This window comes from Streptomyces sp. NPDC111606, assembly GCF_055656945.1.
This window is the reverse complement of the sequence record NZ_JBVKBY010000010.1, coordinates 360,035-377,130: the sequence shown is the minus strand read 5'-3', so window position 1 is coordinate 377,130 and position 17,096 is coordinate 360,035. Positions and strand designations below refer to the sequence as shown.

Here is a 17,096-nt window from a genome sequence, read left to right as displayed (position 1 = left end):
GACGGTTCCGTGACGTTCGGCTCCTGTCGGCACCGGGCCGAGCGGCTGTCACCCACGAGTCGCCTGCTCGCCCCGATCCTGCGGGGAGCGTCTGCATGCCCTCTCGGCCTGCCCCTCGCCGAACGACCGCGATCACGCCGAGAGGAACGGCTCCGTCAAATGCGGCGTCGCCAGATGGAGCGTGGTGGCGGTTTCGCGGCCGAGCATGCGCTGCCTTGAGTGCCTGGCCGCCTCAGGGTCGGCCTCGTGCGCGTAGGCGAGCTCGGGGTGGAGCAGCTGCAGCGCGTGCACCAGGAGGTCGCCGGTGACGAGCGCCAACTCGCGTCCCTCGGCGACCAGCACGCTCTGGTGTCCGGGCGTGTGACCGGGCGTGGCGACCGCGCGCCCTGCGCGCAGCGGTGTGTCCCCGTCGAGGAGCCGGAGCCGACAGGCGGCCGCGAGCGGGTCGGTGAGGGTCTCACGCAGCTGCGGGTTGAGCGCGTCGATGGCATCGAACTCGGCCCGCTGGAGAAGGTATTCGGCGTTCGGAAAGTAAGGGCGGCGGCCGCTGGTCGCACCGCCGGTCGAAGCGTTGCCGTCCACCGCGCCGCCCGCTGATGGGACGCCCTCCTCGGTCACGACCGCCCACCCGACGTGGTCGGTGTGCAGATGTGTGAGCACCACGGTGTCGACTTCAGCCGGGTCGATGCCCGCGGCGGCGAGCGACTCGGGGAGCGCACCGGGCACGGGCGCCCACGAGGCGGCCGGGCTGTCCGCCGGACCGATCCCGGCGTCCACGACCGTGAGGCCTTTGTCACCGCGTATCGCGTACGCGCGGAACTGGAGCCGCCAGCGGCCCTCGGCATCGACCGCGCCCGGGTCGTAGCGGTCGGCCTCGGCCCACTGAGCGGCCGTGGCCTCGGGGAAGGCATCGGCACGCGGGGAGAAGAACGGGCCCTCTCCGTCGGCGAGGGCGATGATCTCGGTCGAGCCGATCCAGAGGCGGGGAACGAGGAGGGACATGGCCGCGATCCTGCCATGCCTTCATCCCGGTGGGCGCACGCTGGCTCAATTGCAGGAAGGCTGGTGGCGCATCTTCCGCAAGGCCGCCCTCGCCGGCCGGTCATTCGCCAACCGCGACGACATCGCATCCGCCACCACACCGGCGACCGACCAGCTCAACGCCCATGCCAACCCCTGGATCTGGGGCAGACCGCCACCACCAACTCGCCTACCGCGGCGCCGATATGTGTACACCGTTTGAGGAATCCAGCACTAAATGATGTCCCGTAAGCCCTGTTCAGGCATGTGATGATCTTGGTGTGGATGCTGTGGTGACAGCGGCTGAGCCGAAGTGGGTTGGTCTGTTCGCGGGACTGAACGAGCGGCAGTTCCGCAAGCTCGTGGTGCTCGTGCGGCGTAGAGGTGGGGGCAAGCCCACCGGCGGCCGGCCCTGGGCCCTACCTCTGGAGGACCGCATATTGCTTGTGGCGGCGTACTGGCGGACGAACCTGACGATGCGGCAGCTGGGGCCGTTGTTCGGGATCTCGAAGTCAGCAGCGGACCGGGTCATCGACCACATCGCTCCACTTCTTGCTCTGGCCCCGGTCCGGCGACGGCACCCGGCCGACACGGTCCTGATCGTGGACGGCACCCTGGTCCCGACCCGCGACAGGAGCGTGGCCGCTTCCAGCAAGAACTACCGCTATTCCACGAACCATCAGGTCGTCATCGATGCCAACACCCGGCTGGTCGTGGCGGCCGGACGCCCACTGCCCGGCAACCGCCACGACGCCCGTGCCTACCGGGAATCGGGCGTGGACCGCGCCGTGAAGAATGCGCCTGTCCTCGGCGACGGTGGCTATCGCGGTACACCCACCCTCATCCCGCACTGGCCGCGTAAGGACCGACCGCTCACGCCTGAGCAGCAAGCCGACAACGCCGTCCACCGCCGGGCCAGGGCCCGCGTCGAGCACGCCTTCTCCCGGATGAAGACCTACAAGATCCTCCGCGACTGCCGCTTACGCGGCGACGGTGTCCACCAGGCCGTCCTCGGCGTGGCCAGGCTGCACAATCTGGCCCTCGCCGGGTAGCTCCACCTCAGCCAGGACGTCCTCAGACCTGATCCAACACCCGCTTACGGGACATCATTTAGTACCGTCGCTGGTATGCCGTCCCTGGACGTGTCCTTCACCGAAGAGGAACTCGAAGGCGTCCGGGCCGCAGCCGCTGCCGAGGTCAAGAGCCTCAAGCAGTACCTGCACGACCTCGGAGTCCGGGAGGTGCGGCGTAAACAGTTCGTAGCTGGCGCGACGGAATGGGCCGACCGTCTGCGCGGCGAGTTCGACGAGGCCTTCCCCGACGAAGTGCCGCCCACCTAGCACGGCGGCGGAGCCGCTGCCGCCCCTCCACATCGACGTTTCCTGGCTACTGGACGTCCGGTAGCGGACCGCCTGGTATCTGGCGGCCGCGGAGGCGTTGCTGGCAGGCGGTGACCAGGGCACGCCAGCGGGAACCGGCGGCGGATTCATCGGGCGAGCCACCGTCTGGCTTTGTGCAGTGGGAGAGGTTCGTGAGGTTGCCGGAGTCCGGCACGAGACCCGTAGGGTCGCGGGTATGACGGACGATCAGCAGCAGGAACAGGCCGTGGCGGGCGCCTGGGCGAGGATCGAGGAGTGGCTGGAGCGGCACGCTCCGCTCTCCTACCGGATGCTTCCTCCGCCCGCCCCGGAGGCCGACATCCGTGAGATCGAGCAGGAATTCGACCTCATCGTCCCGCCGGGCCTCAAGGCCTTCTACCGCCTCCGCAACGGCACGGGTCACCCCGGTGACTTCGGCTGGACACCCGAACCCGAGACCGGGCTCCCCCTGCAAGGACAGGAGACAGCCTGGCTGTTGCCGAGGAAGCATGGGATCCCTCCGGTGCAGCATCTGCCGTACTGGGATGAGGGCCCACACACGATCGGTCGCCCGGACGACCCCATGGTGCGGTACCTGGCCTTCGCTGCGACTGACCGCAGCGGTCTGTACGGGCTGTTCACGGACTGCACCCCAGGACCCGGCTACGGACGGATCGGAACCTTCGAAGAGGCCGGCATCCCCAAGCTGGGCGTGTGGCCGTCGTTTGCCGACTACCTCATCGAAGTCGCCGATGCCCTGTACGAGAACCGCGGCGTGGAGTACGCGGACGGACACCAGGACAAGAAGGTGCCCGGTCTCGTCGGTCAGGCCCTTGTGTGGGACGGTCCGGCACATCCGCGGGACCCGGAATGGACACGCTTCGCATAGCACTGTGGCCGGAACACCCCAGGGTGCTCCGGCCGCAGGCTTGGTCAGTCAGGAGTCAGGTCAGCCGACCTTCTTCCACGCGCAGACCGTGTCGGCGTTCTTGCAGTGCTCGAAGCCGGGATCGCTGATGAAGAACCCGTCCTTGTCGAGCAGCCGCATCTGCGGAACGAACTTGATGCCGAGCTCGCGGAAGGCGCCCGTGTTCTGATCCGTGGGAACGGAGGCACGACCACACTTCTCGTTCCACTTCGGGCCGGTGTAGCCGTCGCGGGTTTCTGCAAGCAGTCCCCACGTGCCGCCGGTCATGGGTTTGGTGTAGAGCTGTGCGCATTCCTTCCCGGAAGCGACTTGGTTCGGACCGTTCGGCATGCCGCCGCTCTGGTACGTACTTGCCGGCGCGTACTCGTCGCACGATCCGTTGGGCGTTGCAGGGTTGGGCTTGAAACCGCTGGTCCCTGTGGGGCAGACGATCTCTCGGCTGTCGTTGTTGGTCCAGTCCCCGCCGTCCGGATCAGCGTTGTTGCCGGGGCCGAGGTAGGTGACGAGGGAATCCCACTTCCGGCTGCCGGGGTGGGAGGGGAGCTTCTCCTGCAGCAGCCAGTAGTAGGCGCCGGCCGCCGGGTACAGGTTGGTGTCGACAGTCCAGGTGGGCGAGAAGTACGGGAAGACACAGCCGGTCTTGATGCTGCCTCCGGCGATGTCGTCACAGCGTGGCGCGAGCTCCCGGACACGGACGTCGCCGCTGGTGCCGAGGCTCGTCTCGGCATGCGCGTTTCCGGCGTCGACGGAACCGCGTAGGCTCCAGCCGAGGTCGAACTGCTCCTTGCCGGTGCTGTTCCAGATCGTCTGCCTCTTCGCGGTCATCGCGTACTGGGCACCGACTTCGCCGACCGCCCAGTGCGGCGTGGTGTTGAGGCCGTCGTTGCTCGACCACTGGACCTGCGAGCTGGTGCAGTCACTGCAGTTGTCGGACGGCACCCAGGTGAGGTGAACACCTTCCGTGGCTGCATCGATCTGCGTCGGAACCACCGTGAGCTGCTGGTCGAACTCCGCCCGGGTCGTGCCGGTGTCCGCCTGCTTGTTGTACAGCTTGATCTGCTGGGACAGCGCAAACGTGGCGGTGCCGAACCTCGGCAGGTCATCGGCGTCGACGAAGATCAGGGTCGCGTAGCCGACGTTCTTCAGGCACGCCTCGCCCCGGTTCATGTAGTCCTTGCCATCCGATTTCGAGGCGCACCACGAGACGAGATCGGCGCCCCGAAGAGCTTGCCTCATCGCTCCCTTGGCGACCGCCGCGTCTTCGGGAGTCGGCGCGTCACGACTGATCTCGATGCACACCTTCCGCCCCTCGTCGTCCGGGGCGGAGCACTTGCGGCCGGTGTCATCGCCGCGCAGTCCCGTGACCGGGCCGGGATCGGTACGCGTGAACTCGATCGGAGTCTGCGCAAGCGAGTCGATGCCGGACGTGGCCTGAGGTGCCGGGAAGGTGACGTACGGCTTCTCGGCCGGGGGCACGTTGATCTTGAAGGTGGAGTACGGGGACCAGTCGCTCTCGTACACGTCACTGGTGGCGTCGTACCCGGAAGAGCGGACCGCGTAGGTGACACCGTTCTTGAGCTTGCCGGCCGGAACCGTGACGGAGGCCGGCTTGCCGGCGGTTACCTCGCCGGAGACGAGGACGCCCCACTGGTTCTCGTCGGTCAGCTTGACGACCGTGGCCGTGGGCTTGCCGCTGGAATCGGTGGTGTGGACCTCGAAGGTCGCAGTGGTCTTGTGGCCGCTGGGGGCACTGACAGTGTTGCGTAACGTCGGTGTGGTGGTGTCGGTCTGCCACACGTTGTTGGTCTTCGTAAAGGGCGGGCCGACTTCGGGTCCGTTGGGAGTGTTCGGCTCGGCGGCCGCAACTGCCCGTGCGCCGGGACCGTGCACGCGCGGCGGGCTGTCGGAGCCCCCGGCCGAGTAGGCGGTGCCGGTGGCACCGGATCCGATGACGATCGCGAGGATCGCGCCGAGGGCTAAGCGACGTCTTCCTGCGGTTCTTGCGGTGAGGGATATCAACCTGCGGCCTCCCTGTGAGAACAGATGTACGAATCCCATCAGGCCGCTGAGGTGAGAACCATGGCCGAAGTCACGGTTTAAGTGACGAGAGAAAGAGATGAGCCATCAGGGACTCCCGTCCGGGGTCGGGCTGAAGGCCGCCTCGGTGGACCGAAGTTTGCCCCTGCTCCCGGCTCGCCGATCCGCGGCGGGGCCGATGACCCTGCCGACGCCGCGCGCAGTCCGGCTAGGGGGCTTCGTTTGGATCACTGGTCGGACCAGAGGAAGATGCCTGCGATGTGGAGTCCGGCCAGGTAGATGGTCGCGGTCTTCTCGTAGCGCGCGGCGATGCCTCGCCACTGCTTCAAGCGGTTGATGCACCGCTCAACGGTGTTGCGCTGTTTGTAGGTCTCGCGGTCGAAGGCTGGTGGCCTGCCACCTCGGCTCCCCAGGCGCATTCGAGGGGCTCGCTGGTCGGCCGGCACGGGGATCACCGCGCGGATGCCGCGCTTGCGCAGGTACTCGCGGATCGCGATGCTGGAGCAGGTGGCACAGTGCACGCAATGCGTGCTTGTGGCGCTGCGCGGGGTCGACCCGAAGGCCGTGCGTGTCCTGTCGGAGGCTGGAGCAACGGGGGGCTGGTCCTCCGCGCCAGGGCCGGCGGACACAACCCGCGCGCCGGCTCGGCCGGATACCGCGGGGAATCAGCCATGAGGTCCGCGAGGGGCAAGCCCCGGACGACGGCTCGACGCACGTCTTCAGCGTCCTCTCCCGATCACGCCGCTCCCGCGGCAAGCGGAGGAACGCCCCCTGTCTACGGATCCCGAGCCCTTTCGGCGCTGCCCTTCGCGATTCCCGCGCGTCAGTCCATCACCCTGCCTTCCCGTCCGTGGAGTCCAGCACGCCCCCGCCGCGAGTCGGTAAGTTCCTGGGCTGTCGCGTCACCGTGTGCGCCGCCCGGCCGGTGTTCGCCGCGCCGACGCGCTTCCCCGCGGCGGACAAGGTCGTCGTGGACCGGCCGCACCACTGACTGTCGGGCACCCGGACGCTGGAAGTCGCGCTGCGGCTGCCAATCGCGTTCGTGGGAGCGATGGGCTCGCGCCGTACCCACATCGACCGGGACCGCGGGTTGCGTGAAGTGGGCATGAGTGCGGCTCGGCCGGACCTCGCTTCCCGGTCCGGCCGAGCCACCCCGACCCTCAGATCACCGATCCCGAAGTGATCCGTCCACCTCGAAGACCATGTCGCTGGCGCTCTAGGTCACGGCGATCTTCACGGTCGTCTCCGCGTACATGGGCGGCGTGAACTGGTCGCGAACCTGCACCTTCACCGTGTAGTCACTGGCCGCATCGCTCGGGAACTCTCCCGAGATGTGGCCGTTCTCCACCTTGATGCCTGTGGGCAGCGACGGGTTCACCTCGGTGGTGACCAGCGAGCCCTGGAAGATCGAGTCACCGCCCGAGAACAGGGCGACATCGAATTGCTCGCCACGCTTCACCGATATGTTCTGGCTCTCCTCGATGGGCCGCGGGCGGTGGGCGTGCGCGTCGCTTGCCGCGGCCCCCTGCAGGATCAGCGAGGCTCCTGCCATGACCGCGTCGCATACCGATACCAGAACCCACACGTTCTTCGGCACTGCCTTGTGCAGCGTGATGTTGCGGATCACCTGACAGGCCCTGGGCGCTGCGTCGAGCACGGATTCGGCCATGGCCATGGCGTAGAGCGGGGCCGGCATCTCGTCCTTGGACGCCTGGGTGCCCCCGACGTTGCAGGTGAGAATCCCCAAGCCGAAGGCCAGCTGGATGATCGAGCCCGGGACCAGGCTCTCCGCCGCCTTCTTCTTGGCCTTCTCCGGATCCGGGTCGCCGTCGTACCCGAGGTTCTTCAACAGGGAGGAGACCGCCCCCGTGTTGTCCCAGAACATGGAGGCCACCGAAGAGACGATGTCGAGAACGAAGGCCACCGACTTCACGGTGCACCCGGCGATCCCCCAGCCGTCCCAGTCCTTGCGCGGCGAGGTGACGGAGGGGATGCTCAGCGCGTAGGACCATGCCGTGCCGACGATCTCACAGACGTTCAGGATTTCCTCGGCGATGTTCTTCTTGTTCCAGGACGGGATCCAGTCCGTCGGACCTTTCAGGAGATCGGTGAGCCCTACGACGACGGCGAGCATGACGCCGGCCGGGATGGCGCTGCACTGGAATTCCACCAGCCGCATGTTCTCGTCCGGGTCCTGCGCGACCGGCTCACCCGTGGTGGGTTCGCTGAAGGTGGGGATGGGGATCGTCACGAACTTGCCCCCGGGGAAGGGCGGGTTGTTCACGCCGTTGATGAGCTTGTACAGCGTGGTGACGAAGAACGCCATGATCAGGCTGGCGAGGCCGAGGATGCTGGGCCTTTCGCGCTCCTCCGGCTTGACGCCGGCAGCCGACTGCACCCAGGTGTAGAGGGTCTCGACGAATCCCATATCCTCCAGTGGCTGGATGAGGAGCGCGACGACCTCGTCGACCACTTTGACCGTGAAGTCGACGAACTTCTTGACGAGTTTCCCCGCCGCCACGAGGAAGTCGTCCACGAACTTCTGGACGGCACGCAGGAGGTTCACCACCTTGGCGCTGCTGGTGGTTCCCGCGTCACTGGTGTCGAGGAAGTCGGTGAGGGCGTCCCAGATGGTCCCCAGGTCGGTCAGGAGGTCCGTCCATGCCTGGTCCCCGGCTAGGTCACTCACGAACTCCTTGAAGTCGTCGAGCAGCGGGCCGTCGCCCATGTCGAGTACGTCCGCGAAGGACGAGGGGAGGTCGTTGGCGCCCAGTGCCTTGTTCTGCATCCAGTTGGCCTGGGGAGTGTTGAGATCGCCCTTCGCGACCGAACCCCCGGATTCCGTGGGAATGTCACCGGACTTGTTCGGGAAGTCTCCGACGCGTGTGTCCGAGTACTGGGCGCAGATCAGGTCGAAGTACTCCTTGACCACGGGCCGTTGGTTCTGGAACCACTGCTCGGAGCGCATACCGAAGTTGGTGATCATGGTTTTGGACAGCGGCAGGACCGTGCCGGTCACGCATGACTGAATAGCCTTCTTCGTGTCCCAGATGTCACCCATCTCGAATAGTGACTTCAGCCAGTCGATCACCCGCATGATGGCGTCCGCGATCATCTGGAAGACGGCTTCCACGGCTTGGATCGCCTGCTCGACAGCCTCGATGATCATTTCGCCGAGGGAAACGATGGCATCGCCGATCCAGACCGCGATCTCGACGACGGCGGAAACAAGGACCTCGGCGACCTGGGTGGCGCCGGTCTTGATTCCCTCCCACACATCGGATGCCCAGCTGGTGAAGTCGTCCCACCAGCCCCCGTAGGAGGGGTGGCCGTTGCGGTAGCCGCGGTAGGCGTCGACCTCGTCCTGGCTCCGGAAGGCCTGGAAGGCGGGCCGGTCCTGGTCCCAGAGCTGGATGACGTAACCGACGACGGGCTCGGCGGATTCGCCGTCGAAGGTGAGCTTGAGCTCCTCGTTTCCGGCGGCCCGGGCATACATGCTGGTGCAGTGGTCGACGACGACCTGTGGTGTGAGCCCGCGGTCCTCCAGAGCAGGCCAGTCGGCGAGGTCGCTGACTCCGAGTTTCATATTGTTCGGAGTGACCTTCGCGCCCCTGAGGAGGTCGGGCGAGAACTTCCCCTTCTGGGAGGGCAGGGTACTTTCGCCGGCCAGGAAGGAGTTCGCCTGGGCGGCGAAGTCGATGGCAGCGCCTTGTTGCAGGTTGTCGGCGTTGAGGTGCACGACGGGTGGATTGAGGCCCCGCGCGGCGATGGAGACGACGAGCTTGCCGGACGGGTTCGTGGTGACGGCGATGGGCCGGCCCGGCCCCACCTGGTAGGAGACCTCGTCGATCTGCACTTCCACCAGCGAGTCCGCCGAGACGCTCACACGATGCCCGTTCATGGGCTTGCCCTCGGTGGACAGCAGGGTCGCTTCGGCGACGTAGTGCGAGACGACGAAGGGGTCCTCGATGGTGCGGGGCGAAATACGGACCTTGTCCGTCTGCCATTGCGACGTCGTGACGTCCTGCGTGCACACGCAGTACGCCTCGGCCGGGCTCATCCCGCACATCTTGATCAGCTCGGACGGCTTGAAGTCGGGGTACGGATCCAGCTGGAAGTCGATGATGTCGGCGTGCAGTCCGACCGTCACCAACATCGAGGCTCCCGGCGGCGCTTGGTAGACGGGAGCCATCCTGCCGCCGCGCTGCCCCATCACGGTCACCTTGCCGGCCCCGGGGCGGTAGGCGATCAGATACTCCAGACTTCCGGTGCCGCTGTAGTCGTATGCGGTCACCGTGTCCGCCGACGAGGCGAAGTCGTAGCCGCCCATGCCGTGCCGGTTCCAGATGTCGCAGGCGTACTGCGTGGGCGCCTTGTCATCGCGCTTGAGGATCCACACGGTCTGATCGCCGTAGTTCGGCACGTCGCCCGGGCGGTAGGCGAAGATGTGGTCGTTCTTTCCCAGGCCCGAGAAGTCGAACGGCACGAGTCGGTCGTTGGGGCGGATGAGGTCATAGCCGCCGAGGCCATGGTTGTCGCTCGCCACTTCGGCGACGAATCCGCCCCGCTTGTCGGAGGTGACGATGTAGGCCATCCCCGCGCCGGGGCGGTAGGCCAGCAGATGCGTGTTGCTGCCGGAGCTGTCGTAGTCGAGTCCGACGACGATGTCCGCGGGGTTGTTCAGGCTGAAGCCGCCCAGTCCCGTCGTGGAGGTGACCTCGGGGTGGAAGGTCCCGTCCTTCTGGGGAGCCAGGACCCAGGCCGTGCCGGTGCCAGGCCGATAGGCCAGGAGGTGATCGTTCTTCCCGGAGCCGGTGTAGTCGAACGGCACCAGTCGATCGGCGGCGCTGGCCAGGTCGTACTTCCGGCCCGGTTCACCGATGCCGCCCGTGGACGCGGAGACTACGGAGGTGAAACCGTCCGCGCCGACCTGCTTCTTGAAGATGGCGAACTTCCCTGACCCCGGCCGGTAGGCGAGAACGTGGCGGGCACATCCCGTCCCCGTGTAGTCGTAGGCCACCACCTGGTCCAAGGGAGAGGAGAAGTCGTAACCAGGAAGCCCTGATTCCGAGTGGTAGACACGATCGAATCCGCCGGGTGACGCCGTGCGGCTCACGACCCACACCACCCGCGTGCCGGGTCGGTAGGCGAGCAGGCAGTCGGCCTTGCCCTCACCCGTGTAGTCGAATGCCACCAGGCGGTCCTGCGGAGCCAGCAGATCGTAGCCGCCGATCCCCGACGGCGCGGAGGTCACCTTCGCCGACGTCCACGCCGGCTGCACCACCCGGGCTCGGTCCGGCCCCACTCCCCGGGTGATGGTCTGCCACGTGGCCTGATGGAGAACCTGGAGGTTTCCGGCCGTACCCCCCTGGTCCGAGGACGTGCCGAACACGTGGAGGAGGCCGTCGGCGTCCTGCCATACGCGCGCACGTGCCTCGACGTCGAATTCCGTGGCCACGACGCCGTCCATCATGAGGTGATGGCCTGGGGTCATGTACGACCCCGTCACCAGATAGGGGCTGTCGAGATAGGCGAAACCCACATCCCCTTGCGGGTTGTCCTGGTTGAGATTCGGAACGTAGTAGCTTCCGCAGAACTGGTCCACGGTATTACTGACGATGTAGGGACCGCGGAACTGTCCCGCTGATTCCTCGTATCGCACCAACTGCTTCCCGTTCAGGAAGTAGTAGACGTACACGTTCTTCTGACCGGTCGCCGGATAGTACGGCAGGAATCCACCACCGACGATCGGAAATCCGGGAGCGTACATGCTGGTGGTGCGCAGGGTCCAGGCGGAATCGCTGCCGGTGAACGCCGGAAGCTGTGGAACCAGCACGAAGAACGACGCGCCGCCCGAGATGGTGAGCGTCGACCCCAGCACGAGCGGCCCACTGTCCGGAGAGTACGAAACGCACAGCGAGCGGGCATAGCCGCCCTCGATGGCGAACTCGGTCCTGTTCGACCACGAGCACTGAGTGGTGCCGGCCGTTCCACCCTCCAGCATCAAGACCATTCCGAACGCCGGCGCCCCGCTGTCCCGAGGTGAGCAGATGGCCCAGACGTCACCGGACGGATGCACGACGGCCAGCACTTCGGCGACCAACGGCACGTCCGCGACGTCCTGTTGCTCCCACCCCGTGTCGGACGACTCCGTCCGCTGCAGGTAGGTCAGCTTTCCGGCAGGGGTGATGACCAGCGCTTCCTCTCGCCCCTGCTTGAAGGGATTGGCGAACAGGGCTTCCTGGTTGATTCCGTCTCCCACGGATACACCGACCGCGCGAACCGCGTCCTGCATCATCTGCGTCGTCACCGAGAACGACCCCGGTGTGATCGGGGTGGCTGTGGTCTCATCCGCGACACTCGGATAACGACGGAAAGTCTCGACGCCCATGGCGAACTCCAGCGAAATACACGCACACGCGATGGCTCATGGAATGGGGCCCGATACAGGGCAGTGTCGCGGCACGGCGACAACTCACAGAGAAGCACGTCAAAATGACGGACCGACAGGCACTCCAGGTGGTGAACCTGGCGGCCATACGGTCACGTTACGCCGACTGAACAAGCTGTCAACTGTATGCGGCCAAGATATTGCGGCCTTACTTGATGTGAACCTTAACGGAAGGCTTATGAATCGCTCATTCCGTATTTCTCAACGCTCCCATACTCGGCAGGCGTTGAGGGCACCCTAATTCGACGGCACCCACAACTGCCGGACAGCGAGTCAGAGTTCGCGTTCACCGAGCGCGCGGAAGAGGGGCCGCTCGGCGTGGTCGCCGCAGAGCTCGGCCCTGACTGGGCTGACCAACCCGTGCTGCGGCCCTTGACGACGGCCCGGGCGCCGAGGCGTGTTCCCCGATCCGAACGGGGTTCGATCGAGGCATCCTGGGCCTGACGCCAGTTCTCCGCTCATCGACCCAGCATCGAACCCAACCGTCCAACACCCCGAGAAACGTTCACGAATACTGAAGGACCGACCACATCCCTGACCACGACCACACCACCCCTGACCAACAACGACCACACCCGCCCGAACCAAGCCGATTACGTAGAGCAGCGATGGCACCGCCGTTGCCGAACTGACCAGCGGTGTTGGCAGACCACCCTCTGAGCACCGCTCAGGCGGTTTCGGTGGCCGCAAGGGCGGAAGACGCTGCCACGCTGCCAGACACTCGCGCAGGGGCAGGGCAGGGGTCGGGTCTGGCCCCTGCCGGGAAGGCCGAACTAGCTTGGGGCCGGGCGCAGGGTGGGGTGGGGGGTGAGGGAGAGGTAGAGGCCTGCGGCTGCGTGGTCGGGGGTGGTGGGCAGGGGGAGCATGTGGCTGGTTCCGTGGCCGCCGAGGCCGTTGGGGTGGTGGCCGTTCAGGGGGCTTTGGAGTTTTTCGTAGAGGAGGTCGAGGGAGTGTTCCTGGGCGTCTTGGAGGTCTTCGGTGCCGGTGATGATGTTGAGGAATGACTCGTGGAGGCGTAGTCCTCGCTGGTCGCGGTGGGTGAGTCGTTGGGCTCGGCGGAAGTAGGTGTCGCGGCCGTCGTGGATGCGGTAGAAGGCGCCTACAAGGATGAGGAGGCGTTCGTAGGCGCGTTGGTAGGTGGTCTGGTAGAAGCGGCGTGCGGTGGTCTCGTCGGTTTCGCCGCGTAGGACGGTGGCGATGGCTGCGGCGCTGAGGAGACCGCTGTACATCGCCAGGTGGACGCCGGTGGACAGCAGTGGGTCGAGGAAGCAGGCCGCGTCGCCGACGAGGTAGTAGCCGGGGCCGCAGAATGCGTCGTTGGTGTAGGAGTAGTCGCTCTCGACCTTGACGGCGGACACCTGCTGGGCGCTGTGCAGTATGCGTGCAAGGAGCGGGCTGCGGGCGAGTGCGTGGTGGTAGACGGCGTCGACGGATCCCAAGTGGTCTTTGGCCTGGTTGAAGGAGCGTTTGTCGGCGACCAGGCCGACGCTGAGCGTGCCGTCATGGAGGGGGATGGCCCATAACCAGCCGGCGTCCGGCAGAGAGAAGACTCCGATGGCTCCCTCGGGTCCGGGCACGGGTGTGCTGCCGCGCCAGTACCCCCAGGCGGCGACGTTACGGAAGACGTCGTGCAGGCGTCGCGTGCCCAGTTGCCGGGCGCCCAGAATTCCTGCCCGGCCTGTGGCGTCGATGAGGTGAGTGAAGTCGATTTCGCCGTCCCGGCCGTCGTTGGCGGACCATGACGCGCTGGTGGCGTGGCCTGCTGGCATGGCGATGTGCCGTACCCGGGTCTCCTGGCGCACGTCTGCTCCCTGGTGGCGGGCGTGCTGCAGGAGGAGGTGGTCGAATTCGGAGCGGACTACCTGGAAACTGTGGGTCGCCGGCCTGCCGGGTTCGTCGAAGCGCAGGGCCCACTCCTGGCCTCCCCAGCCGTAGAAGGCGCCGGTTTTACGAACGAATCCGTGTCGTTCGACGGCTTCGCGGGCGTCCAGGATGTCCAGGACGGGCAGGAGCGAAGGGAGCAAGGACTCCCCGATGTGGTAGCGGGGGAAGCGCTCCCGTTCGAGCAGGACGACGTCGAAGCCGTGCTGTGCCAGCACGGTGGCCGCCGTCGTGCCTGCGGGGCCGCCGCCGGCGATCAGTACCTGTGTCCGCTCCCGCACGTTCCACTCCCCCTATTCAAGAAATGTCGGCTTTGCGCTCTGCCTCGGGTCTTACCTTGCGTGACAGCATGCTGACCATGACGAGTACAGGGCGTACGTCTTCCGGAGGGCAAGCAGTGCTCCCCGGCCACGGCTGGAACCGCACAGTCGCGGGCGGGCAGCCCTCGCTGACGGTTGGCGCGGAAGAGGAACTTCTCCTCATCGACCCTGTGTCGCGGGCGGTGAGCGGGCAGGCGGAGACAGTCGTGGCCGAGGCCGCCGGTGTGCTGGGCGATCGCGTGGGGCCGGAGCTGACGCGCTACCAGGTCGAGGTGCGGACCGAACCGCACACCAGCCTTGCGGAATTCGCCGAGCAGGTCCGTTCCACGCGCCAGGCGGTCGTACGGGCCGCCGCCCGCCACGGTCTGCGCGTCATGTCCAGCGGCAGCCCGGTCCTCGGCCAGGTCTTCCCGCCGCCGCTGACCGCCGGCCCCCGCTACACGTTGAGCGCCGAAATGTTCGGGGCCCTGGACGACGAGCAGTGCGCCTGTGCCTGTCACATCCACGTGGGCGTGCCCGACCTCGCCACGGCGCTGCAGATCAGCAACCGCCTGCGGCCCTGGATCCCGGCGCTGATCGCTCTCACCGGCAACTCACCGTTCTGGGCAGGGCGGGACACCGGATACGCCAGCTGGCGCACGACGACCTGGGGACGCTGGCCCGTCGCCGGACCTCCTCCCTTCTTCGAGTCCCTTTCCCATTTCGAAGACCTCGTCGCCGGCTTCATCGCTACTGGCAGCGTCATGGACCGCGGTGGCCTGTACTGGGACATCCGGCCCTCCCACCACGTACCCACACTCGAATTCCGCGTCGCCGACGCGATGGCCACCCCCGGTGAGACCGTGCTCCTCGCCGGCCTCATCAGGGCGATGGCCGCCACCGCCCTGCAGGCCACCACCGCCGGCGATCCGGTATTGCAGCCCGGCCCTGAGGTACTGCGCGCCGCCTGCTGGCGGGCGGCCAAAGACGGCCTCGCCGGGCAGGGCATCGACCTGGCCACCGGACAACTCTCCCCCGCCGTCAACCAGATCGACCAGCTCCTCTCATGGGTGCAACCCGCCCTCCATGACCACGGCGACACTGAACTGGTGAACTCACTCTGGGCACGGCTACGCTCGACCGGCAGCGGCGCCGACCGGCAACGCACCGCCTACCGACGCCGATACCGCCTCACCGACGTCGTCGACCACCTCATCTCCACGACCGACGCATCACGCTGAGAACTCCCGCTCACACCCCCACACCGCCCAGCCCGACAGGACGCTGTTCGGTGCTGTCCTGATGCTGCCGGGCGACGGGCACGCAACCACACCGCGGGACCGTGGCCTGCGAGCTGTGCCTCCTGGGATGTCACCCGCGGGCGGTCCCTGGGCACAGGCCTGCCCGCGCCGACTGGAGGGGGGCGACATCCACGTCCGGTGCGACCCGCACGCTGTAGTGGCCCGCGTCCGGCTTCGTCGCCCCCACGATCTTCTGCTCGCGCAGCAACCCGCCACTCGCCGCGACGTCCGCAGCCGCCTGAACATACGGCGACGTGATCGGCGTAGCCGCTGCGGACGCCGGGGGCACCACACTCTTGTGCACCACGTTGCGCTCCTCGTACGAGGCACGCCATCCCTCGCCCTCAAGGAAGGCCGTGTGACGCCATCGGGCGCGGACCTCGGTGGCGTAGTCGCGGTCGGAGGTCTCCGCCAAGGTGGTGTAGCGGTCCTTGAACGCACACCAGCACCGCGATGGTCATCACGTACACGCGGGTACTGAGCGGGGACGTCATGGCCAGCAGTATGCCCACGCCCTCGGGTGTTACGGCCGGCTCCCTCGTGTCCTGCGCGAGCGGAGTTGTACCTCGCTCGCCGGGCGATGCGCAGCCACTCGGGTGGCGGACATGACGCGTGGAAGGGATGGGAGGTGACATGGACGCTGCCGGAGCCGATGCTGGCCACCCCCGTGTCCGTGCCCGATCTGCGGCCCGGCCATGCTGCGGAGCCGAAGTGGGGCGGACTTCGGGCTCTCGTCTCCGCCGACGCGGGCCAGGTCGTGCTGCGCTCCAGGCGCGGCACCGAAATGGCGGCCTCATTTCCGTAGGTCGTAGCCGGGGCCATGCAGCTGCCGGACGCGACCGCGCTAGACGGCGAGCTGGTCGTGTGGGACGCCGCTGGCTGCCTCGCCTTCGAGCGGTTACAGAACCGGCTTGCCCGGCGTGGTGCCGGTGCGGCCCAGGCGGCGCAGGAGTGGCCGGCCCACTTCGTCGCTTTCGATCTGCTGCGGCTGTCCGGGACGGACACCACCTCTTGGCCGTACCGCCGGCGCCGGGCCTCGCTGGAGTCCCTGTTCGCCGCCCGCCAGCTGTCGGCACCATGGGCTCTGTGCCCGTCGACCACCGAGGCCGACGTCGTGCGCGAGTGGCTGACGTGGGCGTAAGTCGGGATGGAGGGCGTGGTCTTCAAAGGCTGGACGACGCCTACAGGCCGTCGGTGAGGGGCTGGGAAAAGTACAAGGTCCGCGAGACGAGCGAGGCGATCGTCGGCGCGGTCACCGGTTCCCTGGTTGCTCCCCGCACGCTGCTCCTCGGCAGGTACGACACCGAAGGCCGCCTTAAGTACGTCGGCCGCACCACCACCCTCGCCCAGGCGCCAGGTACGGCGGTCGCCGGTCTGCTCGCTCCGGGGCGGCGCGGTCATCCCTGGACAGGCTGGTCCTTCTCCACCGGGTGGGGCAGCCAGGAAAAGCTGAACGTCACGCTCGTGGAACCCGAGCTGGTGGCGGAAGTCGGCGTCGACGTCGCCCGCGACGCCTCCGGCCGGTGGCGCCATCCCGCACGCTGGCACCGCGCACGCCCCGACCTCTCCCCCGCCGACGTCCCCCGCCTGACGTCACCACCGCACTGACTGCGGCCGGGCGCGGGGGTCCCGCCGACGCGCAATATCGGTGAGCGCGCCCGATCCCCGCGGCGTCCGCGCCGCCCAACCCGCCCTCCCTCATCCTCAACTCCAGCCAGGGCATGGTCGAAGGGGTCGCAACGGGGATGTCAGCGGCCCGACCACGCCAAAACTGCTTACACCGAGCAGTACGGACCGGCCTCCGACCGGGACGACTACTGA

The 17,096-nt window shown here is 67.2% G+C and carries 13 protein-coding genes and 2 pseudogenes; 9 read left to right on the top strand and 6 right to left on the bottom strand.

Going from position 1 to position 17,096, the window contains the following annotated elements; all coding sequences use genetic code 11:
- Positions 1 to 132: 132 nt before the first annotated feature.
- Entirely contained in the window at positions 133 to 1,002 is an 870-nt protein-coding gene (locus ACZ7M7_RS32715; RefSeq protein ID WP_472123195.1) for an MBL fold metallo-hydrolase, read from the bottom strand.
- On the opposite strand from ACZ7M7_RS32715, the gene ACZ7M7_RS32710 reads away from it, so the two are divergent.
- The 4 genes from ACZ7M7_RS32710 (at position 1,001) to ACZ7M7_RS32695 (ending at position 3,267) form a co-directional block, all read left to right on the top strand.
- Positions 1,001 to 1,243, top strand: coding sequence for a hypothetical protein (locus ACZ7M7_RS32710; RefSeq protein WP_472123192.1), 243 nt, complete (start codon positions 1,001 to 1,003; stop codon positions 1,241 to 1,243). The genes ACZ7M7_RS32715 and ACZ7M7_RS32710 overlap by 2 nt on opposite strands.
- A 58-nt stretch (positions 1,244 to 1,301) precedes the next feature.
- Complete coding sequence (locus tag ACZ7M7_RS32705; RefSeq protein WP_472123189.1) at positions 1,302 to 2,072, top strand: transposase; 771 nt, start codon at positions 1,302 to 1,304, stop codon at positions 2,070 to 2,072.
- Between the two features lie 75 nt (positions 2,073 to 2,147).
- A complete protein-coding gene (locus tag ACZ7M7_RS32700; RefSeq protein WP_472123185.1) occupies positions 2,148 to 2,360 on the top strand; it encodes a hypothetical protein in 213 nt (70 codons plus the stop codon).
- A gap of 235 nt (positions 2,361 to 2,595) precedes the next feature.
- Complete coding sequence (locus ACZ7M7_RS32695; protein ID WP_472123182.1) at positions 2,596 to 3,267, top strand: SMI1/KNR4 family protein; 672 nt, start codon at positions 2,596 to 2,598, stop codon at positions 3,265 to 3,267.
- Between the two features lie 60 nt (positions 3,268 to 3,327).
- On the opposite strand, the gene ACZ7M7_RS32690 is transcribed toward ACZ7M7_RS32695, so the two are convergent.
- Both ACZ7M7_RS32690 and ACZ7M7_RS32685 read right to left on the bottom strand, forming a co-directional pair.
- On the bottom strand, positions 3,328 to 5,325 hold the full coding sequence (locus ACZ7M7_RS32690) for a hypothetical protein (RefSeq protein ID WP_472123180.1): 1,998 nt from the start codon (positions 5,323 to 5,325) through the stop codon (positions 3,328 to 3,330).
- 245 nt (positions 5,326 to 5,570) lie between these two features.
- Positions 5,571 to 5,932, bottom strand: a pseudogene (locus ACZ7M7_RS32685) (transposase); the annotation flags it as partial.
- Positions 5,933 to 6,193: 261 nt separating this feature from the next.
- Between ACZ7M7_RS32685 and ACZ7M7_RS32680 the strand changes: the two are divergent.
- A pseudogene (locus ACZ7M7_RS32680) lies at positions 6,194 to 6,454 on the top strand (XdhC family protein); the annotation flags it as partial.
- Between the two features lie 105 nt (positions 6,455 to 6,559).
- Here ACZ7M7_RS32680 and ACZ7M7_RS32675 read toward each other — a convergent pair.
- Together ACZ7M7_RS32675 and ACZ7M7_RS32670 are read right to left on the bottom strand one after the other, a co-directional pair.
- Positions 6,560 to 11,734: a hypothetical protein gene (locus ACZ7M7_RS32675; RefSeq protein WP_472123177.1), complete on the bottom strand. Its 5,175-nt coding sequence runs from the start codon at positions 11,732 to 11,734 to the stop codon at positions 6,560 to 6,562.
- Between the two features lie 833 nt (positions 11,735 to 12,567).
- Positions 12,568 to 13,956 (bottom strand): NAD(P)/FAD-dependent oxidoreductase, encoded by a 1,389-nt coding sequence (locus tag ACZ7M7_RS32670; protein WP_472123174.1) that lies wholly within the window; start codon positions 13,954 to 13,956, stop codon positions 12,568 to 12,570.
- Positions 13,957 to 14,033: 77 nt separating this feature from the next.
- On the opposite strand from ACZ7M7_RS32670, the gene ACZ7M7_RS32665 reads away from it, so the two are divergent.
- The gene (locus ACZ7M7_RS32665) at positions 14,034 to 15,215 is read left to right on the top strand and encodes a carboxylate-amine ligase (protein WP_472123171.1); all 1,182 of its coding nucleotides are present in this window, start codon (positions 14,034 to 14,036) and stop codon (positions 15,213 to 15,215) included.
- 130 nt (positions 15,216 to 15,345) lie between these two features.
- On the opposite strand, the gene ACZ7M7_RS32660 is transcribed toward ACZ7M7_RS32665, so the two are convergent.
- Complete coding sequence (locus ACZ7M7_RS32660; protein ID WP_472123168.1) at positions 15,346 to 15,690, bottom strand: hypothetical protein; 345 nt, start codon at positions 15,688 to 15,690, stop codon at positions 15,346 to 15,348.
- Positions 15,691 to 15,903: 213 nt separating this feature from the next.
- Between ACZ7M7_RS32660 and ACZ7M7_RS32655 the strand changes: the two genes are divergently transcribed.
- From ACZ7M7_RS32655 to ACZ7M7_RS32645, 3 genes are read left to right on the top strand one after another with little or no spacing between them, the layout of a single operon-like run.
- Positions 15,904 to 16,080 (top strand): hypothetical protein, encoded by a 177-nt coding sequence (locus tag ACZ7M7_RS32655; protein ID WP_472123166.1) that lies wholly within the window; start codon positions 15,904 to 15,906, stop codon positions 16,078 to 16,080.
- 15 nt (positions 16,081 to 16,095) lie between these two features.
- Complete coding sequence (locus tag ACZ7M7_RS32650; RefSeq protein WP_472123163.1) at positions 16,096 to 16,416, top strand: ATP-dependent DNA ligase; 321 nt, start codon at positions 16,096 to 16,098, stop codon at positions 16,414 to 16,416.
- Positions 16,417 to 16,469: 53 nt separating this feature from the next.
- The gene (locus tag ACZ7M7_RS32645) at positions 16,470 to 16,883 is read left to right on the top strand and encodes an ATP dependent DNA ligase (RefSeq protein ID WP_472123160.1); all 414 of its coding nucleotides are present in this window, start codon (positions 16,470 to 16,472) and stop codon (positions 16,881 to 16,883) included.
- Positions 16,884 to 17,096 lie beyond the last annotated feature (213 nt).